Below are 22,475 nucleotides of genomic sequence, written 5' to 3'. Positions count from 1 at the left end.
CAGGCATTCACTGTGCACCCGCACCCAGGGCACGCCCGCGGGCGAGCCGGAGCGCGGCGGCAGCACCAACGCCAGATGTTCGCGACTGTCCACGAGGTTGTCGAACGTGACCAGATCGGCGGCACACCGCACCGCCCGGTCGAGCCGGACCCGCACCTGTGCGCGCACAGTGGCGTGCGGAAAGGCGGTGGGCGAGGGCCGTGCTGTCGCCGTGGGCCCGTCGTGCCGGGCCGCCTGGATGAGGTTCACAAGGTCAACAAGATAGCGAACAACAGCGGTACATCATGTCAACGCGCGTGCGAGATCCACGACGTGTCTTGCGAAGGCGATAGGTCAAACCCGTATGTCCCGCTGGTATGTACGCGCCACAGGAAACAGGATCTACTCCCAGCTCGCACGGTGGACTCGTGGCCGCGCAGATCTGTGGTTAAGGGTTCTCGAATGGCGGTGATGGGCATACGGAATCAGGGAGATGTCGGCGGAGAGCATTCACGCGGTCGGTGCTGACGCACGCCCACGTCACGCCATTCACGCATCGTCCGGATTCGGGTCCTTCGCTGCTGTCGCACCAGCCGGCGCATCCGGATCAAGCCGTCGATTTCCTCGTCGTACAGGCGCTCGAGTCGTTCACTCAAGGCGCCGCCGACCACGTCGCGCGGTTCGGCCGACCGGGCATGAGCAAGCCTCGATACGGGGGCGAATTTCGGTCTATCGCCAAATGTCTCATCGCTGCTGCCGGGCCGAGAGAGTGCGTCCATCGCCACCTCCTCGCATCAGCGCACGCCGGCGAAACCTAAGTGTTGGATAGGCTTCACCATCGTCGCTGGCGTACCGATCGGCACCGATTGGCAGCAGGCGAGCACAGCTCGAGACGCATTGCTGAAATCGGAAATTTGAAATGCCGTTCGGCCTTTATCCGGCTCCGCAGCTGCAGTTACCGGGACACCCGAGATTCGGGGAGAAGATCAAAATAGCGCGGAGAAGTTCATCTCGCAAGCCAGTGGTCGGGTCGCATCGTTGAACCTGCTGCGTTCAGTGCGACGATCACACCATCGATGTTCATGATCACCGCTCCGACAGGCGGAGGGCCCGCGTGGAACGCTTCCCATCCCTGCTCGAGCGTTAGTCGCCGCGGCAGTTCCAAAGACGCGAGCGTCACCTCGTAGATAGTGCCACGACTGCTTACACCGACTCGTCGAGCCGGAACTCGCTCCAGATGGCCGCTGCGTGTTCGCGTGTGTCGATGCCGGTGGTGAAGGCTTCGGTCAAGGCGTCGTGCTGGCACTGCTCGCAGTCGCATTCGTCCAGGCCCATCAGTCCGACCGCGCCCTCGACGTCGCTCGGTATGCCATCGCCACCGAAACCCACTCCGCCCGAACAGAATTGCAACTATTCCGAGCCATCCGGGAACTGCATGCGGTGTAGCGCCAGGCGTAGTTCGGCGGCGTGATCGGCTACGCCAGACGAAGCAGGTCCCTTACCGTGACGATTCACAGCGGGCTATTCACTTGAGCCCCCGGGGTATACACTCTAAAACTCCGGAGCTAACAGACAGACCAGACTTAGTTCGTGCCCGAAGGTTTCGAGGGCTGCGACGCTCGTGGTGTCCGTCCTGGCACACAACCCGCCCAGCGCGCAGGCACAGCCGATCAGAGCGCCGGTCTTGCCCATCACCATCGCCAGGTAGTCCTGCACGCTCACCGCGTGGCTTGTTTCGAAGGCGCTGTCCTCGCATTGTCCCCGGCATAGCTCGGTGACGACGGTTTCCAATCGGGCCACTGCGGGTGTGGTGACCGTGTTGGGTAGCTGGGCTACCAGCACGTGAATCGCCAGGGTGTGTAAGGCGTCGCCGAGGCAGATCGCCTCGCGAATTCCCCACACGCTCCGTGCGGTGGCACGGCCGCAGCGGAGGCGGCCGGCGTGGATCAGTTCGGTCGCGATCGCCGCCGGTATCGCGACCGCAGGTTCGGCTCCGCATGCGGTGGCGGCGGCGAGGGTGAGGCCCTGCGTGCAGGCCCTTGCCCCATCCGGCCTGAGTGGGCGAGCCATGGGTGTCGCTCCAGCCGAAGTGGTAGGCCGCCATCCGGGCCAATGGATCGGGCAAGGAGCATACGGCAGTGCGCAGCTCCGGTTCGCACAGTTGTCGGGCGTGGCGAGTATCGCGGTGGCTTCGTTTGCGGCAGTGGTGGTGTCGGTCATCGGACCCAGATCCTCCTCGGCTCGACCTGCGTCGTCAGTGGGTGTTCCTGGCGTGGGTGCCCGATGCCCGATCGTCGCGACGATCGGGTCGGTACAGCGCGATGAATGCCGCTTCGAGAATGGCGGGTCGGCCACGGCTGCGGAACACCGCTGCGCGCATGACGGCTATGCCTGGCACGCATACACCAGCAGGGATCGTCAGCTGCTCAGGATATGCGTGAGCTGAATGGGTTTCATGCGTTGAGTCCTGTTCCGCTGCATGTCGCGGGGCGCGAGGCTGAGATCGATCCCGACTGTATTGGACGGTGGTGCAATGTATTTCACGGAGCCGATAGCGGGTCGCGCGGTCGGCATCGGCCGGTGCCACGGTAAGGTCATTCCGATCGGTGAACACACCGTCGTTTACGGGTTGCCGGCGATCGCACTCCCTTTGTCTGAACTGACGGTTTCCGCGGCCGCATGCTGGTCGACGCAATCGACGACGTCTGCGTGTGCGGCGCACTATTCGTGAACGGCGAGCAACCTTGCCGGAATGCGATTCGTGTGCACGCCGGACACGGTGGCGGCGGACTCGAGCGCGACCGCTGCAGTTGTCGCGGCGCTGTGTCGTTGGGGGTCGATCAGGGCGCGTTCGAGGTGTTGCTGCGCGGCACGCTTCCTGCGGCGAGGGGTTGGGTTTCAGTGCCGCTGCCGCGAGGGGGCCGCGGTGCGCGCGGTGGCCGACCAGCAGCGCAGAGTGCTAGGTAACGGTGAACTGTACGAGCTGATTCAGGTCGGGGAACGGGTGGCGCATGCGCAGGCGAGCAGCGTCGATGCCGCGGCGGCAGCTCATGGCCGATCGGTGGTGACCCCGCACGCAGTGGTGGTGATCGCCGACAGCGGCGTTGCGGGCAGCAAGTGTCTTCTCCCCGCCCGCGGCGGCGACCGCGCCGCAGCCGGGGTGCCAAATGACCGCGCCGCCTCCGGACACCGCGGCCGGTAGTCGAGCGAATTGGCCTGGGCTGCTCGTGACCGTCGACGGGCCGGGCGGGGTCGGAAAGACCGCCGTCGTCGCCGCGACCATCAAATACCTGCAGACACTGGATCTTTCAGTGCACGCTACTCGCCAGCCCAGCAGCAACCCGTTCGGCGCCACGATCCGCGCCTTCACCGACTCGGTCGGCGGCCTGGCGCTCGCGAAGCTCGTCGCCGGTGACCGGCACCTTCAGCAGGACGACGAGATCGGGCCGAATCTGGTTGTATCGCAACTTGATATAGCTGACGATGACCTCCCTCGCATTCTTCCGGGTCGGGGATTCGGTGCGATTGACGCGTTCGTTCATCAGGTTGCTATTGAACGATTCAGCCCAGCGGTTATCCAGCACCTCCTCGATGCAACCTACAGAACGGCGGACACCAAATTACTTGTGGGCATTTTCGCTATCACCAGTGCTTCTTCGCGAAGAAGGCCACCGATTTTCCCGGCGCCCGGTTCTCCTCTGCCAATCCCCGGGCTCGCAATCTCGCATGCGATCAGTGTGTCGGTCATCAGCGGCAGGTGATCACCGTGCTGCTCGAAACTGCCGACGGGCAGATGGCCGCGCTGGCACGGCGGATGATCTCGTCGGTGGAGGTGAAGGCGGAAGCGGTAGTGAAGACGGAAAGCGCAGCGGCTACTCCAACTTGATCAACTCGTAGACCGCGAACGTCCGAACCGAACACCGGTCGGCTTACCGGCTTCAACCATAGCCCCAGCGCTCCTGTCGTAATTATGTACCAGCCGCATAAGCGCCACGTGCACTCGGTCTTTTCTAGCTTGAAACAAGACATTCTGCTTATCATTGAGAAATCAACCAACCGGACGTGCATGTGCGGATGAAGCATTGCGCGCTGGGGCTTTGTTCGATCTTACATTCAGCGGGCGCACCTGCGGCGAGTACTGTCGCGGCGCAACTGGAACGGCGAACACCCACGGCAACCGTCGAATCACGGACCTGCTCGAGGTGCGGCGCAAGTCTGGCCCGCGACAACGACGGCGTCGTATGCCGCCCCTGCGGCACACGACACGATCGACCACCGCTTCTGAGTGCGGCGGACTGGCGCATCGATGAGATGTGGAGGGTTGCTTATGCGGCCTGGTCTCGTGACAGGGCTGCTGCGGCCTCCGCGCGGACGGCGGCCATGCCATGCAGCAAGTCGACTGGCCGAAGCAGACGAGCCCACGGTGGCGGCAGGCCGAGGGATCGCGCCGCCGGTTCCGGACCGCAGACAGAGCAGACGGTCGGGTCTCGAATGTCTGCCGAAATGCGGTGCAGTCGTTGGCATTCGAGGAAAATAGAGTGTAGACCCTGGCTGGGGCCTGATCCTGCCGAGGAAGTTCGGCCGGGATGATCGCATCGGAGATATAGGACTGGGCCTCGGCTGCGTCAGCCGAGGCCCAGTCGGGCTGTGATTTATATGATTCGGTCGATCCAGCCGCGGATTGCGCCGATGCGGGTGAAGACGTCCGGGAGTCCGGCCCGCGCGCAACCTGTAAGCCAGCTCGACAGCCCGAGTAGCACGCTGTCGCTGTTACGGCCGACGGGACCGCCCTCGTCGCCGTTGCAGAAACCCTTACCGCCGTTGTTCAGCAAGGGGGCGCCGCAGAACATGTTGTTGGTGATCTGTCCCGGGTAGTCCAGCCCCGCACAACAGCCGTGCCTGCACCTGTGTATGCGTTGGGCACATACCGGCTATGCGTGCTGGGTCGCCCTCTCAGGCTGGTCGATTCGGGACAATGAGGTCGCCTATCGACCAGCCTGAGAGGGCGGCATGATGGTGGAAAATGCGACAGATGTTGTCGCCGGCGAAGGCCAGATGCTGCTGTGTCGGGCGCGGTGGTTATGGGAACCGGCTATGCGGGAATCGGTCGATGGGTTGCCGGAGCCGTTGCGTGGGATGGCGCGCTATCACTGCGGTTGGTGTGATGCCAACGGGTCTGCGGTACGCGAGGGTTCAGGGAAAGGGTTGCGGGCCGCGCTGGTGTTCGCCGCGGCGCGCGCTGTGGGCGCGCGCGCCGCGGTGGTGACACCGGCCGCGGTGGCGATCGAACTGCTCCACAACTTCACCCTCATCCACGACGATGTGATGGACGGTGACCAAATGCGCCGGGGACGGCCCGCGGTCTGGTCGGCGTGGGGGATGTCGGAAGCGATCTGCCTAGGTGATGCGTTACATGCCGCCGCGATCCGTGTCCTGACTGACGGGCTACCGAACCCGCTCGCCGCCCGAGCTGTTGCCCGTCTGGCGTCCACTGCGGTGGAAATCTGCCAAGGCCAATGCGACGACCTGGCCTTCGAGACCCGCGACACGATCACCGTGGATGATTACGTGGCGATGGCGACCAGCAAGACCGCCGAGTTGATGGGTTGCGCCTGCGTGCTCGGCGCGGAGTGCGCGGCAGCGGACCCGGAAACCGTCACCGCACTCGAGGTATTCGGCCGCCAAGTCGGCGTGGCGTTTCAGATTGCCGACGACGTCCTCGGCATCTGGGGCGACCCGGCGGTAACGGGTAAGCCGGTCGGTGCCGACCTGGTCCGCCGCAAGCAATCCCTACCCGTAGTCATCGCATTGAACGAGAACACCGCCGCCGCGTCGGAACTGGCCCGGCTCTACCGATCGCGCACGCCGATCTCACCGCAGACCGCCGCGCACGCCGCGTCGCTGGTAGCAGCCGCCGGGGGGCGTGAGGGCGCGCTGCAGTACGCCGACCACTGCCTGCGGATCGCGCTGGCAGCGTTACCACCCGATCTTCCCCTACCTGCGGACCTGTCGACACTGGCGGATCTTGCACGACTGAGAAACCGGTGAACGGCAATATCGAGCACGGCGCATCACGTGTAACCAGAGGAGGGCAGATATATGACCAATGTCTATGAGGATTTTGGAATTGTGTTTCCGGGGCGTGTCAGTCCGGACTTGAAGGCCGGACATCAATTTTCTTTGAAATACGCTGTGGACCACAGGCTGGTCTGCTCTCCGGAGATTCTCGAACAGTTCGACAAGGTCCTGGTAGCCAACCTGAGTGCTCGCGCGTGGCCTACAGCAGTTGCCTCAGATATGGACTTGTCGGCTCTGGTCATGACCTTCTTCCTGTTCAATGACGATCAATTCGACGGTGAAACCGGATTCAATGTCGAAAGCACAGTGCGAAAAATAGAAGATCTCCTCGCCGTTCTACGAGATGCAGAAGTCTCCGACGATCCGATCGTCCGATGCTTCAACGACGTTCTGGCAGGGATTCGGGACGGGATGTCACCTGCCTGGCGACGGCGAAATGACTACCATTGGGAACAGCACTTGCGTGGCTACGTGCAAGAGACTGTCAATCGTGCCTATGGAATGATGCCGTCGCTGGAGGAAGGCATCGCGCTTCACCGGTCATGTGGCGCGGTCCAGGTGTGCCTGGATCTGGTCGAACGATTCAGGCGCTTCGAGCTACCGGAGTACATACACCATCTTCCCGTGATCGCAGGGCTGCGGAACGACACCTGCGACGTCATCGACTTGGTCAACGACCTCGCGTCACTGTGGCGCGAGGAGCCGATGGGTGACATCCACAACACCATTCTGATTATCGAGCGAAGCCAGGGCGGCACTCGTCGCGCTGCGGCGGGCCAGATAAAGGCTAGAGTCGAAAGTGTCGTGGAACATTTCATCAACGGGAAAGAGCAGTGCTTGTCAAGTCCGCAGTCGGTAGGCATTCCAGACCGGTATGTGCATGACTTACCTTTGCTCATCGAGGGGATGGAAGATTGGATGCGCGGAAATTTGGATTGGTGTTACGAGACTACGCGCTATTCTTTTGGCAATCTATTCTGAGGGCTTGGGTGGGGAAACGCTCCACCCGAATAGATTCGGCAACTGTCGAAATGTCGACCTATCGCTTACTCTCCCGCTTTCCGCTGGTTGTGCTCCGTGTAGGCCGTGACGGGTGTCCGGTCGCCGAGCGCCTGATGCGGTCGGATGGTGTTGTAAATGGCACGGAAGCGATGGACCTCGATCGTGAGAGGGGCGCAACCCCTCGGCGGGAACAGGAAGCCTAGGAGGCAAATGCCGATGGCCGAAAGTCGACGGGGCTCACTGGCCGGTGACTGCTGCTCCGGTGGTGGCCGTGGGAACCGGTCGGATACCAAGTCCTGGTGGCTGGGCTCGAAAGAGCGCTGACGTGGGCTGGTGAGCCTTGAAAGTGCTGGTGCTCGAGGAACGTCGCGAACCGAAGGGGCAAGTTGGACACCGTCACGGTGAACGGACCCGAGGACGGGCTGGTGCGGGACGCCATCGATTGGCGTGTCCATGAGTAGAACGTAGCGAGGTTGCGGCGCAGGATCTTTCAGGCGACGCGGAACAGTGACTGGGCGAAGGCCCGGCCTTTGCAGAAACTGATGCTGGGCTCCTGGTCGAACACACTGCTGTGTGTCCGGCAGGTGACCCAGCGCGATGCAGGGCGCCGGACGGCCGAAATCGACGGAGAAACCGCACTTTCCGGCGAAGCCCGCGCGGACGTGGCGGTGCGCGTGCATCGTTCACGGTCGTCGTGGCAACCGGTGCCGGTCCGGCGGGTGTATATCCCGAAGGCCAACGGTAACGGCGACCGCTCGGAAGTCCGGTGCTCATGGACCGCATCGTGTATGTCGAGCTCGACGGCGGCTTCGATTTCCTCGGGTTCAGTATTCGCCGACCGCGGAAGGTCGTTCGTGCGTGCAACCGGTGATGACCGCCTGGTCGCGCCGCGCCGAAGATCCCACCATGGACAAGACCGACGAGAAGGACGCGGTGTTGATCGCACGGTCGACCCCGTAATTGCGGGGTTATGCACCCGAACCCGTGGATGAAAACCGCGGTCGATTGCGTCATCTGGGTGCCCGCCGTCAACCACTGCTGGTGGACATGGTCGCGCAGGTCCAGCAAATCCGGTCTGCTCGAATGCGTATGGCCTGCGGTGATGCCTCTATTGGTCGATCTCCGTAGCTGCACTCAATATTGCAGACGCCCGGCTTGCCGAAGGAAGTCCATTTCGCGCGTAATGGTCATGTGTGCCGCGAATAGAGTTCCGGGACAGATCGAACCCGGCATCAGCCACACCGCGTCGAGCCAGTCAGCGCCGGGCTTGGTACTGCGACATGCTCAGACGTTCCAGCACCAAGCAACTGACGAATAGGGAAGAGGATCAACGGAAGACGGAGATCCGGCGAATTCCTGGCTCATGTCACCGTGGTATTGGTACCAGCCGTGTCGTACGTGCTGTTCGTATGCGATCGTCGCCCTGGTAAAGCCAAGCACGTCCGCGAGATGTTCGCGCATGGCGTCCGGCATCTTGCCCTTCTCCATTCTGCGATGGAGTTGAACACAGCGATACATAACTGTATCCAAAATGCCTACTGTGCGGGCTATTGCCTCGGTCTCCGAGCAGCCAGTGTCGCGCATGAGACAGGGGATGACGTTGCACTGCCCCTCGGACGCGTCGCGTCTGTAGTCCCGAGCGTCGTTGCGCACGCCAAGATGCACCAGCACCAGCTGGTGTAAAGCGCGAACGGCCGGGTGATCGAACAAATAATCGGGTACATCTCTTCCGTAGACGATATCGTTCGAGAAGAAGTAAGGCGTCATCTGCATAGTTCGCATCCGCAATGGCAAATATTCGTTGACATCGAGGACCTTTTTCTCTGCGATGATCCAATTTTCCCGCACAAGACTATTCAGGTCCGACAGTACGCATTCTAACCATCGTCGATATTGATTAGGCGTGGCGAGTTTCTGCAGCTGTGAGACCACCTCTTCCCATCCTCGCATCAGGTGCGGGAAATTCGTCAAAACTTTGGCATTCGGCACTTCGAGCGTATAGCCTACGCGCGCAACAAAGTCTGCGAGTTTCCCCGGATGCCCTGCCCAATGCGGAGACCAGGCCTCCGGAATGCTGCCCTGCAGTAAGAGAAATTTCGCGAATGGGAGTATTCGCTCCTCGTCGGCATCCGGTGTGATCACGCCATGCCACCACGAGAATCGCGCACGATGAAACATTTGCCGATAGCGCTCCGACGGATAGATCCCCACTTGGTCCGCCCACGCGAGGCTCTCCTGTGTAATTCTCTCGACGCTGGGGTGAACCTTGAAGGGAAATGGGCAATAGATAGCAGGAAATTCCACATCCATCGGCGGCAGTTCTACATCCATGGCGCAACCTTTCGATGACATTGTTGGCGGAGAGCGGATACGATCGCGACAAGATCAGCTGCCGAAACGCCGCTCGCGCGCGCAGTACCAGTTGAGCGCGTCCGCGAAAACCGCAGCGGAGAAATCCGGCCAAGCCGTGGTAGTGACGTAATACTCGGCGTAGGCGGCCTGCCAGGGCATGAACCCGGACAAACGATGCTCGCCCGAAGTACGGATGACGAGATCGATGTCGGGTTGCCCGGCTGTCGACAGGTGGCGGTCTAAGTCCGCCTCGCTTACGGCCGCTGCGGACGGCATTTCGGGGTTTCGGTCTTGAATCAGCTTTTGTACGGCTTCCACAATATCGGCTCGCCCGTCGTAGGCGATAGCGACGTTGAGCGTCCCCCAGGACCGATCAGATGTGCGATCCGTAATGATCCGCAGCTGGCTGGTCTGAGCAGAGGGGAGAAAGCCCAGATCACCTATGGGGCGGACGTGCCATCGGCCTGTTGCAGCGATTTTGCTTAGCCCCACGGCCAATGCGGCAAGGATGTTACCGATGGCGACGGGGTCGCGTTTCATGTTGTCTCGAGATAAAGCAAATACCGTGACGACCGGAATCCGCGCCTCCTCGCACAGGCTCACTAACTCACCGACCCGCACGGCTCCCCGCATATACGCGTTCGTGAGCGACACACCGTGGCGCTCGGCCCAGCGCCGGTTGCCGTCAAGGATCACGCCGATATGCTGAGGCAAGTTGCGCTCAATTCGACACCCCGATGCAAACATGGTCGCCGCACCTTCCCGCGAAGCCAGTCCGCTCGCTCGAAGCCCGGTGAGCCTGGAGCTGAAATAAAACACGTCGTAGCTCAATAAGGCTGCCGAGGGTCCATCGAGCCTATTTCAGCGTCCACTAACCGACCCACATTGGGAAGCGCACGCAACGCATAGAGAGTATGCACCCGCCGCATAGCGCTCTTGGAACGGTCCTGAGCCCGGCTGCCTGGGAACCGGCCAGTCTTTACAGTGCCGAAACGTCAACATGAATGATCGCCCGCTGTCTGAGGCTCGGGCTTAGCCAGAAGCCGATCAAATGCCCTCAGCCCAGCGGGGGGTCACCGAGCATCGGATGCGGCCGGACAGTGTTGTAAATGACGCGGAACCGGTTCAAGGTGCCGAAGAACCGCTCGCCAGACATGCCAACGACAAGGACCGCGCAATGCATTGCCGCGCGGGCCGTCACGCACGAACATCCACGCAAGCAGCGGACAGGCGTACCGACTGATCGCATCTCGGTAAGACACGTTCTCCAGCTACCTCACGCGTTGACATGATGTACCGCTGTTGTTCGCTATCTTGTTGACCTTGTGACCCTCATCCGCCCAGTCCCGCACGACGCGCCGCCGGTGATCACACGACCGGCGAACAGGAACTTTCCGCCCGCGACGCCAGAAGTACACATGCGGGCTGATCGGCCGGGGCTCCGTAGTTGTGGTTGCGGTAATGCTGGATGGTCGGCGGGTTTGCTGAGCTGTTGCTTCGGTGTCGAAACTTGCGGTCCTGTCGGTGTGTCGACACGCCGAGCAGGGTGTTTGCTTGTCGGTGGATCGGTGCGCTCGATCTGTCGTCGGTGGGGAGATTCTCCGCTTGATGGGGGCGGAGGCCGTGGCGCTGGCGGGAGGAGCCGGTGAGCTCGCCGCCGGAATGAGGAGGGCGGTAGGTGAGGGATTGATCGACAGGGACTGCGCCGGTGCATCGTGTGCGCGAATACCGATTACGCACATTTCCGCACGTCGATCTGTGTGGTTGAAGTATGTGTCCCCCTCCGGACACCAGTATTAACCACACGCACGCTGACTGCCGCGACTTGCTCGCGCGGCCGGTAGCGGATCTCCAGATTCAGCGCTGCGTCCAGGGCGGCTCGGTCGTACGGAGTGCCTGCGTCGAGGACGGCGGCGATGTCGCCGAAGGAGTCGATCAGCTTCTCGAACTCGAGTGCCGAGAGCTTGATGACGTGCGGCATCTGGTCCAATTCTCCTTGGGCTGCGGCCTTTTCCGCTTGGGCGGCGTTGATCGCGTCGACGAGTACGGCTGGATCGACGCCTGCCTCGAGGGCGGTGCGATGTCGATCCAGTTTGGTCTCGGCGTCGTTGAGTCGGCGGCGTAGGATTTGGCGGCGAATGTCATTGTCGTCGTCGGTTTGTGAGGCAACGAGGGTCTCGATGGTCTGGGACCTGTGGTGCGGGCTGAAGCGTTCGGCGATCCAGGCGTTGAGCGGGTGGGTGAGGAGCGCTTCCCGCAAGTTCACGGTTTTCGGGTGGTCGGCGTGTGCCGGACTTCCGGGTGGGAGGGTTCGGGCGACGCATCTGTAGTACACGCCGCCGTTCGGGGTTTCGCCTTGCATTTTGCGGTCGCAGATGTCGCAACGGATCCGGCCTCGCAGCTCATACACGCGTGGGCCGGTGTTCAAGCGTGTGCGTTCGAGGCGAGTCCGCGCCCGGTTGCCGGACGCTGCGCGACGGCGGCGAACCAGTTGGGCTTCGGTGAAGGTGGCGACGGACACGATGGACGGGTGCGCGGGCCTGCGTGATCGGATGATTCGGTCGGGGGAGGAGCGTCGGAAGCGCACGATGTGGCCGGCGGCTACGTCGTCGGGGTCTACGAGCTCTTCGTGTTTGGTTGCCCGGCCGGACACTGCGTACCCGGTGTATCGGGGGTTGTCCAGAATGGCGGCGACTGTGGTCATTTGCCAGCCGTCGCCGGATCGGTGGGTGTTCTGTTCCGGCCGGTGTGCTGATGGGCAGGGGATGCCCTCGTGGTTGAGCATGTTGGCGATGGCCTTGAGGCCGGTCCCCGCAATGTACGTGCGAAAGATGCGTTGCACCACGGCGGCGGCTTGTTCGTCCATGACGAGAATTCGAAGCTTGAGGCCCGCGGCGGCTCGGCTGGGGTTCGGATGCGGTGCTCCGTCGATGGCGGTGTAGCCGTAGGGCGCCCGGCCGCCCTGATGGCGACCCTCATTGAGAACCTGGGCGCCCATGGCGGCCCGGGTGCGCTGCTGGACGTGCTGACGCTCGGACTGGCTCATGCCGCCGAGCATGTTCATCATCATGGTGTGGGCGGTGTTCTGCGGGTCGAATCGACCGCCTAGTGCCGCGTCAAGCTACGTACGGTAGGTAATCCGGTAGCCGAATCTTCGAGTCGACGGCGAAGTCGCGTTTGGGTTGGGCGTGCTGGTTGCGCCAGCGGATGTAGGCGCCGATGGCGTCGTCTTGTTCGCCGTGGCTGCGGTGGTCGGTGCCGTTGAGGGCGAAGTATCGCAGTGCGGTGAACTCGGACTCGATCCAGTTCAACCAGCTGGAATAGGTGGGCAGGAACACCAGCTCAACGTCGTTGCCTGCGCACCAGTCGAGCACCTCGCGGCGCTTGTGCGGGGAGAAGTTGTCGCAGTGATCGAACCGCAGCTGTTCGATCGAAGCGTGGCGTGGGCGCGGCGAGCGGAAGGAGCCGATCTGGTCGAGCAGATCGACGCGATCTGGACGACCGGCCTACCCGAGACCGTCGACACCGCTCTGCTCCATCGTGTGCTCACGTTACGCAGATGGAGCACTAGGGTTGTGGACGAATCCCCATAGTCAGTGGCTCATCCTGGCAACCCAGCCGGACGTGGCCTTGGTATGTGGGCGATGAACCGGAAGCTGGCTTCCTGATATTCTTCGCCATTACCCTCGAAGGGTAGATCACCTACTCGAGGGAGTTCGCGATGTGGGGGTCGAATCCACCGCTAGCTCGATGGTATCGGGGTTACCGGAGCGCGCTCGGGGTGTGCAGCGTGCGCGGTCTTCAAGTGGAGTGTTCCCGATTTCTTGGACTCGGGATCAAGCCGCGATCTGACTGATTTCTCTGTAACCTTACTCGTATTGCCTTGGTGCCAACCAGCCGGGCGTCGTGCGCGGGTGAATTGCGTTGTAGTGAAATTCGATCCAATCGAACGTCTCCTTCAGAGCCTTGAGCGTCGGCCATGGCCGCGTATGGACGAGTTCCTTCTTGTAGGTCGCGAAGAACGATTCGGCGACGGCATTGTCAAAACATGATCCCGTGCGTCCGAGTGACCGTTTTACGCCGTTGTTCGTGCAGAAGCGGTGAATTCGGTGGACGTATATTTACTGCCGCAATCGCAATGGTACACAACACGTTTGCCGGGCAGATGGCGCGCGAGTGCCCTGGCGAGGGCATCGATCACCAGCGAAGTGTGCATGTGCTCGGCGATGGCCCAGCGGGACCACCGCGCGGTCGTGCAGGTCGATTACGGTGGCCACATACGCCCTCCCTGCCCAGGTCTTGACGTAGGTGTTGTCGCCACACCTGCGCTGATTCGGCGTCTGCGCGGTGAAGTCCCGGCCGATTCGGTCCGGCGCGTCCATCAGCGATCTTGACGCCGTGCGCGGTCAGCGCACGGCAGATCGGAGCGACCCCGAACCGAGCTCGATGCTCGGCGATGAACGTGCAGACTACTTCTGTCGCGGGTCGCTCGCCCGCGCGAAGAACTTGTTGCTGCCGACAGGATTTCGATCGTCTGCTCGAGTTCTGCGATCTTGCGTTTCTGTTCACGGATGATCCGCGCCGCCTCGGTCGAAGTTCCCCCGGCCTCACCCCGGTTGATCTCGGTCTGACGGATCCACTTTCGTCAGGCCTCCGCGGTCATCCCCAATCGCGACGATACCGCCTTGATCGCGGCACACTCGGTCGGATAGTTCTCACGATGATCGAGAACCAACCGCACGGCCTTCGCGCGGGTCGCTGCATCGAACTTCGCTGGCATGATCTGCACATCCTCTCGAGGAAAGGGGTGCACACAAAACACCGGGCGATTCACTTGGCTTCGGCCATGACAAGGATGTCGTCGAAGAATGCCGTGAGTGCGGGGAGGAGCGGGGGTTCTGGTCCGGTCGACGCGCGCCGTCGGCTCCGGGGCGGTTCGTGCTCATGGGCGCGGACCGCCCCGCGCAGTTTGCGTGACCGCGCACAAGAGCGCTGCATGGCAAGTTGTCGAAGCGATTCTTCATCCTGTTGACGTCCAGCTGAAGTTCTTTGGTCGCATTACATCCCATTTGTACGATGAGTACCGGTTCGAGTCGTGCGAGAGCACGCGTGCCGCGGTCGTTTCGTCGGCCACGTAGATGCGGTCGTATTCGATCTCGATGTCGGCGTGGACGATGCGGTTGTCGAACCGGTGCCTCATTAATTCACATTCACCGGGAACGGCATTCGTGTGCCCATGCGGGGTACCGCCATGCCGGTCTGGTGTGTGTTGTTGTTCTTTTTTCGGGAAGGAATGCTAATTGTTGACCACATCAGCGACCCAGCGTGCTCGGCGCGGTCGAAACAGACGAACCGTCCAAGCGGCGGCGCAGCTGCAGAAATTGGCCATGGTCGGTCTCATCGGATGCTACGGGGTGAGTACCGTCGATGTGGTGCTGCCGCCCGCGGTGGTGCACGCCGATCCGGTGGCGCCGGAAGGGAATACACCGGCTACTCTTGATGACCACGTCAAGGTGCTCGGTGCGGATCCGTTCGGGGTTCGGAAGGCGCCGCAGCCGCCGGAATTCCTGGCGGGATACGACTTTTCGGCACTGTCGGCTCCGCAGCGATCGGAATTCTTCGCCCGACTCGATCTGACCCGACCGGTGCCGACGGCGGAGCGGCTGCGGCCGGCCGCCCTGGCACAGCGCGCGGCGAAGGTGTCGGGTAGTGGTGCGGCACATGAGATTCCGCATCTGGTGCACAGCATCTGGTTCGGTGGACCGCTGTACGACGACGGCGGCCCGCGAGAGAAGTTCAAGAAGAATCTCGCCGCGGGTAGGCAGGCGAATCCGGACTTCGAATTCCAGCTGTGGACCGACGTGTCTCGCGCCGAAGTCGCCGAGGTGCAGGCGGCGCGTCGGTCGAAGCAGGAGCTGGCCGGGCGTCGACAGCAGGTTGCGGACATGCTGAGCTGGGCGGATAAGGAGAAGATACGGCTGATCAATGTGGACGAGGTGTTCTCCGCGGCAGCGCCCATGCGTTTGGCGCCGCACGTGCTGACCGAGCGGGCCCGGGGCACCGGTACCGGTTATGCCTCGGCCAGTGATATCGCCCGGGTGGAGATCCTGCACCGATTCGGCGGTGCATATACCGACGGTGACAATCTCGTCAAGCCGAAGGTGGTAGTGACCGTGGACCGGATCGCCGGCTCGCGTGACGGATTCGCACTGTCCGTCGAGCGGCTGGGCATGCTCAACAATTCGGTCATCGTTTCGGCGGCGAACACCAAGGCCACCGACGTATATTTGCGGATCCTCGAGGGGAACTTCACCAAGAGCTTCGGTCGGATCAGATTCGAGAACGTCACCCGGCGCGATATGCGCGACTGGGAGAAGCCGGAAAACCAGAATGTGGTTCGAATGGCCAATGAAGTGGAGTTCGACCCTCGACTCGAGACGATCGAACGCACCGGACCCACCTCCGGCAATTTCGACGAGTTGGCGCGACGGCTGGGGCGTGACGGTGCGGAACCTCGGCGGCAGCTGGAGACGGTGCCTCATGATGTGGTTCAGGTCGATTCGGCGCAGAGCTGGCTGAAACCGCCCGCCCAGAGCCAGGCGTCGCCAGAGGAGGTGGCGGCCGCCTTGCGATCCGCGGTGGTGAATCTGCATCGCGAATTCGCCAATCGGGAAGGGGTGGTGTTCCTGCCTGCCGCCGCGCAGGTGATCGACAAACTGCCCGAGACCGAACGGATCGCGGTCTGGAACGACGCCCTGCGGTTCTTCCGTGAGACGCTGCCGAAAGGCGTGGTGCCGGAGCGGGTTTCGGCGATCGGTGTGCCATTGCCGAAGGAGACCGTTGCCAACCTTACCCGGATATTCGAGGGGACCGGCAACTTCTACTTCACCCCCGAGCGCTCGGTGTCCACGGTGGTGCGGTTCGACGAAGGCGCCAAAGAACCGGTGCGCACCAAGGAGATCGCCGAGTCGGCGACGAAGATCGTGAAGGCGGCCGTCCAGCGGCACGCCGCGGGGTTGCCGCAGCTGCCCAAGGTTGTGATCATCGGTTATGGCAACGGTAGCCTGCTGCCGCCAGGCGGCCGGGAGGAGTCCGCACGGCAGACCGCACAGCTGCGGGCGGAGAAGACGCGCGAGCTGCTGATAAAGGAGATCGGCCAGCAGCTCCAAGGCGTCGACGAGGCCACGAGTTCCGCCATCAAGAAGTTCTACGACGACCCACGCGGGATCGAGATCCGGGCCGAAGGGCGCACATCCGAGGTGCCGAAGGAGGCGCGCCGCTCGGCGCGCATCGAGGTCGAACTCGACCCGCCGGGCGGCCGTGCGAATCCGCCTGCCGTGCACGCCGATCCGTCCGATTCGGAGCCGAAGCCCGCCGATCCGGTCCGGTGCAAGCGAGCCGTGGACGCCTGTCCGCCTGGCGGGGAAGAATCTCGGCCGCCGACCGAGGAATCTGCGCCGAAACCGGAGCCCGAACGCGTCCCGTCGCGGGTGGGGCAGCAGCTACAGGCACAGCGGGAGGCGCGGATCGCCGAGGAGTTCCAACGCCTGGCCGGACAGCACGGCCTCCGGGTGGTGGCGCGGAACGGTTCGGTGGTGTCGCCGCGTGATATTCACGTGCGATTCGAGGGGTACATGAAGCTGTCCCCGCAGACAAAGGCGAAGTTCACCAACAATCTCCGTACGGCGGGCAAGGCGGCTGGCGGTGCCGCCGCGGCGGCGGGTGTGGCGTTGTGGGCCAAGGGAATGTACGACACCTTCAGCAGCGACGATGCCGCCAGCTGGGACAAGGCGGCAGCAATCACCGCCATCGTGCCGTTCGTGGGTTGTGCGGTGCGGGCCACAGCCGACAGCGACCGCAGCAGCACCGGGCAGAATGCCCTGGAGTTGACGAAATGCCTCGCCATGGATGCCCTGGCCCTGTCACCGCTGTGGCCAGCGGTCGTTGTCTACGCCGTGGTGGATTTCTTCGTCAATCAGTGGAAGCAGGCTCAGATTCCCTCTCTGGCCGATTTCGAGCAAGCCCGCAAGTCCGCCTGGGAGAAATATGTGAAGGAGTCCGGCGGCCTCGAAGGGCGGCTGCAGGCTGCGTATGTCGCGATCACGCAGCAGTACGAGGCCGAGAAGGCGATCGTGCTGCACAATGCGGCTGTGCAGACCGTCGATCAGGAGCTGAAATTCCGTGCGGAACAGGGGAGTCCGGGCCGTCCGAACGGCGAGGCGGACGAGCAGGATACCACCGACCCGCAGACCGTCCTGCGTCGCACTGACCGCAAGATCCAGGCCAAACTGGCCGAGCTGCAACAGAAGTTGAGCGGCGATGCGGTGCTGAAAGCGATGCGGGAGGAGGCCGGTGTCTTCACCGACAAGTTCATTGCCGAAAGTGTCGATATCGACCGCTGGAAATCCGAGCGGTGGCTGTTCGGGACGTCGAAACAGGAGCGCCAGAACCAACTGAACCGGATTGCCGCGCGACTGCGGGGATCCGCGGCGGGGCTGGTGCAGGTGTCCGAGTCGGATCGGTGGTTACTCGAAAGCAATATTCAGGCTGCGTTCCGTCGGTCCGATGCTGCGGAACCGGCGCTGCGGCGGTGGACCCGATCCATTCCGGCGGAGATGAAGTGATGCGGGTTGGTGTGTGAGCATAAACGCACAGGAACTGACACGGTGGACCGGCTGTGTTCGCAGCCGGGCCACCGGTGGTGCACCTACCGCAAGATTCGGCGGAGGACCTGAGCCCGCGGTCGCAACGTGCTTGGAACGTGTTCAGTTCCTAACTGGCATGTGCCGTGCGGACGCGCCCGGGTGCACGGGTCGGCCTGGTTTGCCAGGCCATGATCTTCACGACGCGGGTATGGCGCGTACACCATTGTGCCCAACTGGCTGACAACTCTGCATGGCCCGATTCGATCGAGGAATTGCAGAACCGCTGTCCGATTAGTCCTGGACCAATCGTGGACCAGAGCGTGGTGGTCGACGTGGAATGGAGACCGATCGTGGACCACCCGATCGGCACGCTATACCCGTGACCTGCTGTTATGCTCGTCATTCATGCGAACACAACGGGCATTACGTGCACGAAAGATCCCTTTCGGGCGATATTTTCGGACTGGGGGTCAAGGGGTCGCAGGTTCGAATCCTGTCAGCCCGACCAGGTCAGAGGGGGTTTCACCCCCTCGCTGGTCTTCTTCCTTGGACCAATCTTGGACCAAGGCCCGGGTCCCGGGTATACCGGGACCTGCGGGAACAACGATCATCACTCTTCGGGGTCGAGTGGTCCCCACATCCCACAACGGGTTTGCCGGGTAGTTGCGTGCCCGCGATGGACTCGCCTAATCGTCTGCTTCCTTCGGCTCAGCGGGTTCATGCCGCGGCGAGGTCTCTTCCGAAGTCATCTGTGGTTGAAGAGGCTTTCTGTGGGGTGTATCCGAGGGAGGGAGGTGCGGGATGCCGGAAACGGGTCGCACCGTGGGGTTTCTGTTGCATCAGCGGATGTACACCACCGGCGAGGTCGCCGAGTTGCTCGGTGTGGACACCTCGACACTGCGGCGGTGGCGTCGTGCCCGGCCGGTACAGGGGCCGGGCTTTGTTCGCTTGTCGGATCGGGTCGCCATATATCCGGAGAGCGACATCGACGCGTACCTCGAGGCACGGCATGTCAGGCCGGCGTGACCCCAACTTCCGCGCTGCGCGGCGTGTGAACGGGGGAGTGGCGCCATGTCCGAACGACTTCAGGTGCCCTTGGGCATCGACGTGTCCGTCGACATCGAGGAACTGCAACTCAAAGGCGACGGTAGACCGTTCCGCGCACGTGCGCGCTGGACGAATCCGACAACAGGCAAACGGGGTTCGAAATCGGTCTCGTTCAAGACACGAGAACGGGCCGAGGAGTGGACCGAGCAGATCACCCGGCTCGCCGACCGCGGTATCGACCCGGTTCGAGCCAATCTCAGCCTCGGCGAGTACGCGGAACTGGTTCCGCTGGACTCGGAGAACTCGAACCTGGAGATAGCACTCAAAGGTCTGGAGGAGAAGACACTGGATCCCTATCTGTCGGGCTGGCGTCTGCGTGTTCTCCCCGAGTTGGGCACATACCCATCCTGACCATCACCTACGGAATGATCGATCGCGCCGTCGTCCGGTGGATCGAAGAACAGGGCTGTAGCAAGTCCACCATCAAGAACACGATCGCGGTCCTGGTCCGGGTAATGGAGCAGGCCAAGCGAGACGGATTGCGCGACGACAACCCGGCCCGAGTTCGTGGCTGGCAGGCGCTGTACAAGGAGATCGAAGATGAGCTGAGAGACCCTCGGGCGCTGGCGATTCCGGACTGGGACGCGCTGGTTGAGTTGTGTGACGCCCTGGTCGAAGCGTCGCCGGGGAACTATCGCAGCTGGGGCAGTGCGGTCATGTTCGCCGCGGGCACTGCGGCGCGAATCGGGGAAGTGGCCGGTTGCCGACTACGCGCCATCGACACCGACACCTGGATCTGGACAGTCCGTCGCCAGACGACGCGGACTTCACGAGGTCTGATCGATAAGGGGACCAAGGGAAATCGGGCGCGCCAAGTCCCGATCATCGAAGAATTGCGACCGATGATCCTGGCCCGGATCGCCGCGTGCCGAGGTAACCCCGACGCGCGGTTGTTCGTTGGTCCTCGTGGCGGTGCGATCAGCGGAGCGACGCTGCGCTACGCGACGAATTGGGACAAGGTCGTCCGCAATCTCGGCTACCGGCATTTGGTGCTTTCCGTGGAAGATTGGGCGGAGATTCGGCGTTTGCGCAGGTGTGAGGGGTTGCCGGTTCAGGCGATCGCTCGGGTGATGGGTTGCTCTCGGAACACGGTGAAAGCGGCGTTGGCGTCGGATCGGCCGCCGAAAGGGTCGATCGTGGACGCGGTCGAGCCGCAGATCCGGGAGCTGCTGAGGGTTGTATCCGACGATGCCGGCGACGGTGATCGCCGAGCGGATCGGCTGGACCCGCTCGATCAGGGTGCTCTCGGGCCGGGTCGCGGAGTTGCGGCCGGTGTATCTGCCGCCGGATCCGGCATCGCGGACGGCGTATGTCGCCGGTGAGATCGCGCAGTGCGATTTCTGGTTCCCGTCGATCGAGCTGCCGGTCGAGTCGGGGCAGGTCCGCGGCCCGAAACAACTGCCGGTGTTGACGATGGTGCCGGGGTACTCGCGTTGGCTGATGGCGGTTTTGATCCCGTCGCGTCATGCGGAGGATCTGTTCGCCGGATGGTGGATGCTGATCCACCGATTGGGTTCGGTGCCAAGGGTTTTGGTTTGGGATGGTGAAGGCGCGATCGGGCGCTGGCGTGGTGGCCGCAGCGAACTCACCGCCGAATGCCAGGCATCCGGGGAACGCTGGGCACGAAAGTGATCGTGTGCAAACCCGCCGATCCGGAAGCCAAGGGCATGATCGAACGAGCACACGACTATCTCAAGCGATCGTTCTTGCCGGGTCGAACATTCAGCGGTCCAACCGATTTCAACAAACCAGCTCAGCGAATGGCTGGAGTTGGTGAACGCTCGGCCGCGTCGCGCGCTGGGGTGCGCGCCGACCGATCGGATCATCGCCGACCTTCGGGCGATGCTGGCGTTGCCGCCGGTGGCACCGCAGACCGGGTGGCGCCGGTCGGCGCGGCTGCCGCGCGATCACTACCTTCGCTTGGATTCCAACGACTATTCGGTGCATCCGGCGGTGATCGGCCGCCGGGTCGAGATCGTCGCCGACCTGGACCGGGTCCGGGTGTTCTCCGGTGGCCGGATCGTCGCCGATCACGAGCGGATCTGGGGTTGGCACCAAACCATCTCCAACCCCGAACATGTCGCAGCGGCGAAAGCGTGGCGGCGCAGCCGCATCGGCGTGCTGCGACCGGCACCAGAACCGGAGGTCGAGCAACGCAGCCTGACCGACTACGACACCGCGCTCGGCATCAACCTCGACACCGAAGGCGGGGTGGCCTGATGCCCGGACGAACCCGAACCACCGCGAAAACATCGACCACAGCAAGGGATTTCACCGCCGAGCTGAACTTCCTCACCCGAGCATTGAAGGCTCCTTCCCTTCGGGAAGCCGCCCAGCGGCTACCAGAACGCGCCCGCGCCGAGAACTGGAGCCACGAGGAATTCCTCGTCGCCTGCCTGCAACGCGAGGTCTCCGCCCGCGAATCCCACGGCGGTGAGGGACGCATCCGCTCGGCCCGCTTCCCTTACCGGAAGTCGTTGGAAGAGTTCGACTTCGGCCACGCCCGCGGCCTCAAACGGGACGTGATCGCCCACCTGGGCACCCTCGATTTCGTGACTGCGAAAGAGAACGTGGTGTTCCTGGGCCCGCCCGGCACCGGCAAAACCCACCTCGCCATCGGACTGGCCATCCGGGCCTGCCAGGCCGGGCACCGGGTCGCCTTCGCCACCGCCGCCCAATGGGTATCCCGCCTCGCCGAGGCCCACCACGCGGGCCGGTTGCAGGCCGAGCTGATCAAACTCGGCCTGCAACCGGCCCGCTTCTCGTGGTGGACGAGGTCGGCTACATCCCGTTCGAGAACGAGGCCGCCAACCTGTTCTTCCAACTCGTCTCCTCCCGCTACGAACGAGCCTCGCTGATCGTGACCAGCAACAAGGTCTTCGGCCGATAGGGCGAGGTCTTCGGCGACGACGTCGTCGCCGCAATGATCGACCGCCTCGTCCACCACGCCGAGGTCATCGCCCTCAAAGGCGACAGCTACCGGCTCAAGGACCGCAACCTCGGCCGCGTCCCCACCGCCGGCACAACTGAAGAATGAAACCAACCACAACCACCGGCCAGACTGGTCAGAATTGACGTGCCGGGACGCGATCAAGATTGGCGTGCCGCCGACAAAATCTGCGTGAATTCGAGACCAGCATTGCCCCGGGCTGCTCGGCTATCCGTCGGGTGTCACAGCTGTGGAAGGTTAGAACGTAGCGCCACTGAGACAGTGGCGTACTTGTTCTTCAACCATCTCGAAAGCTCATGTGCCGCAGACGGTTCTCTGTTAACGTCGGCCTGTAACCGGTTACTGGTTCGAGGAGAGCGATA

16 protein-coding genes and 5 pseudogenes are annotated in these 22,475 nt (G+C 62.9%); 10 read left to right on the top strand and 11 right to left on the bottom strand.

Translation table 11 applies throughout. The features are described from left to right. The 3 genes and pseudogenes from NP4_RS07015 to NP4_RS07005 form a co-directional block, all read right to left on the bottom strand. Positions 1–249 (bottom strand): annotated as a pseudogene (locus NP4_RS07015) (hypothetical protein); the annotation flags it as partial. Positions 250–1,182: 933 nt separating this feature from the next. Further along, positions 1,183–1,368, bottom strand: coding sequence for a hypothetical protein (locus NP4_RS07010; protein WP_067993609.1), 186 nt, complete (start codon positions 1,366–1,368; stop codon positions 1,183–1,185). A 162-nt stretch (positions 1,369–1,530) separates the two neighbouring features. Beyond that, positions 1,531–2,049, bottom strand: a complete 519-nt coding sequence (locus tag NP4_RS07005; protein ID WP_067993606.1) for a polyprenyl synthetase family protein — start codon at positions 2,047–2,049, stop codon at positions 1,531–1,533. Positions 2,050–2,914: 865 nt separating this feature from the next. Here NP4_RS07005 and NP4_RS41555 point away from each other — a divergent pair. Continuing rightward, positions 2,915–3,181 carry a hypothetical protein gene (locus NP4_RS41555; RefSeq protein WP_169813679.1) on the top strand — a complete coding sequence of 89 codons (267 nt, stop codon included), beginning with the start codon at positions 2,915–2,917 and terminating at the stop codon, positions 3,179–3,181. A gap of 396 nt (positions 3,182–3,577) precedes the next feature. Here NP4_RS41555 and NP4_RS43315 read toward each other — a convergent pair whose 3' ends face one another. After that, on the bottom strand, positions 3,578–3,736 hold the full coding sequence (locus tag NP4_RS43315) for a hypothetical protein (RefSeq protein ID WP_373863812.1): 159 nt from the start codon (positions 3,734–3,736) through the stop codon (positions 3,578–3,580). On the opposite strand from NP4_RS43315, the gene NP4_RS43310 reads away from it, so the two are divergent. Continuing rightward, positions 3,737–3,865: a hypothetical protein gene (locus tag NP4_RS43310; RefSeq protein WP_373863810.1), complete on the top strand. Its 129-nt coding sequence runs from the start codon at positions 3,737–3,739 to the stop codon at positions 3,863–3,865. 766 nt (positions 3,866–4,631) lie between these two features. On the opposite strand, the gene NP4_RS43305 is transcribed toward NP4_RS43310, so the two are convergent. Further along, positions 4,632–4,859, bottom strand: a complete 228-nt coding sequence (locus NP4_RS43305; protein WP_281277648.1) for a trypsin-like serine protease — start codon at positions 4,857–4,859, stop codon at positions 4,632–4,634. Between the two features lie 130 nt (positions 4,860–4,989). On the opposite strand from NP4_RS43305, the gene NP4_RS06985 reads away from it, so the two are divergent. From NP4_RS06985 to NP4_RS42445, 3 genes and pseudogenes are all read left to right on the top strand, one after another. Further along, positions 4,990–6,027 carry a polyprenyl synthetase family protein gene (locus NP4_RS06985; protein WP_114755537.1) on the top strand — a complete coding sequence of 346 codons (1,038 nt, stop codon included), beginning with the start codon at positions 4,990–4,992 and terminating at the stop codon, positions 6,025–6,027. Between the two features lie 51 nt (positions 6,028–6,078). Further along, positions 6,079–7,038, top strand: a complete 960-nt coding sequence (locus NP4_RS06980; RefSeq protein ID WP_147287887.1) for a terpene synthase family protein — start codon at positions 6,079–6,081, stop codon at positions 7,036–7,038. A gap of 494 nt (positions 7,039–7,532) precedes the next feature. Continuing rightward, positions 7,533–7,667: pseudogene (locus NP4_RS42445) on the top strand (reverse transcriptase N-terminal domain-containing protein); the annotation flags it as partial. A 676-nt stretch (positions 7,668–8,343) separates the two neighbouring features. On the opposite strand, the gene NP4_RS06975 reads toward NP4_RS42445, so the two are convergent. From NP4_RS06975 to NP4_RS43525, 6 genes and pseudogenes are all read right to left on the bottom strand, one after another. Further along, the gene (locus NP4_RS06975) at positions 8,344–9,390 is read right to left on the bottom strand and encodes a terpene synthase family protein (protein WP_114755536.1); all 1,047 of its coding nucleotides are present in this window, start codon (positions 9,388–9,390) and stop codon (positions 8,344–8,346) included. Positions 9,391–9,444: 54 nt separating this feature from the next. After that, complete coding sequence (gene uppS, locus NP4_RS06970; protein ID WP_211335809.1) at positions 9,445–10,242, bottom strand: polyprenyl diphosphate synthase; 798 nt, start codon at positions 10,240–10,242, stop codon at positions 9,445–9,447. A gap of 901 nt (positions 10,243–11,143) precedes the next feature. Further along, positions 11,144–12,481, bottom strand: coding sequence for a recombinase family protein (locus NP4_RS06965; protein ID WP_067993586.1), 1,338 nt, complete (start codon positions 12,479–12,481; stop codon positions 11,144–11,146). A 46-nt stretch (positions 12,482–12,527) separates the two neighbouring features. Further along, positions 12,528–12,833, bottom strand: coding sequence for a transposase (locus NP4_RS06960; protein WP_255285487.1), 306 nt, complete (start codon positions 12,831–12,833; stop codon positions 12,528–12,530). A 447-nt stretch (positions 12,834–13,280) separates the two neighbouring features. Further along, complete coding sequence (locus NP4_RS43300; RefSeq protein WP_373863811.1) at positions 13,281–13,517, bottom strand: integrase core domain-containing protein; 237 nt, start codon at positions 13,515–13,517, stop codon at positions 13,281–13,283. Positions 13,518–13,794: 277 nt separating this feature from the next. Beyond that, positions 13,795–14,191 (bottom strand): annotated as a pseudogene (locus NP4_RS43525) (transposase); the annotation flags it as partial. A 634-nt stretch (positions 14,192–14,825) separates the two neighbouring features. On the opposite strand from NP4_RS43525, the gene NP4_RS06945 reads away from it, so the two are divergent. The 5 genes and pseudogenes from NP4_RS06945 to istB all read left to right on the top strand — a co-directional run bounded on the left by NP4_RS06945 (position 14,826) and on the right by istB (position 22,200). Next, positions 14,826–18,035 (top strand): glycosyltransferase, encoded by a 3,210-nt coding sequence (locus NP4_RS06945; RefSeq protein ID WP_169813678.1) that lies wholly within the window; start codon positions 14,826–14,828, stop codon positions 18,033–18,035. Positions 18,036–18,857: 822 nt separating this feature from the next. Continuing rightward, a complete protein-coding gene (locus NP4_RS06940; protein ID WP_174556100.1) occupies positions 18,858–19,082 on the top strand; it encodes a helix-turn-helix transcriptional regulator in 225 nt (74 codons plus the stop codon). Between the two features lie 45 nt (positions 19,083–19,127). Further along, positions 19,128–19,514, top strand: coding sequence for a hypothetical protein (locus NP4_RS06935; protein ID WP_067993568.1), 387 nt, complete (start codon positions 19,128–19,130; stop codon positions 19,512–19,514). Positions 19,515–20,152: 638 nt separating this feature from the next. Continuing rightward, positions 20,153–21,383 (top strand): annotated as a pseudogene (gene istA, locus NP4_RS39730) (IS21 family transposase). Then, a pseudogene (gene istB, locus NP4_RS06915) lies at positions 21,383–22,200 on the top strand (IS21-like element helper ATPase IstB). Before istA ends, istB begins: the two co-directional pseudogenes overlap by 1 nt. Positions 22,201–22,475 lie beyond the last annotated feature (275 nt).

The sequence above is a fragment of the Nocardia pseudobrasiliensis NBRC 108224 genome (assembly GCF_001613105.1).
GTDB classification, from domain to species: domain Bacteria; phylum Actinomycetota; class Actinomycetes; order Mycobacteriales; family Mycobacteriaceae; genus Nocardia; species Nocardia pseudobrasiliensis.
Note: the sequence above shows the minus strand (reverse complement) of the source record. Positions and strands in the feature narration are given on the sequence as shown.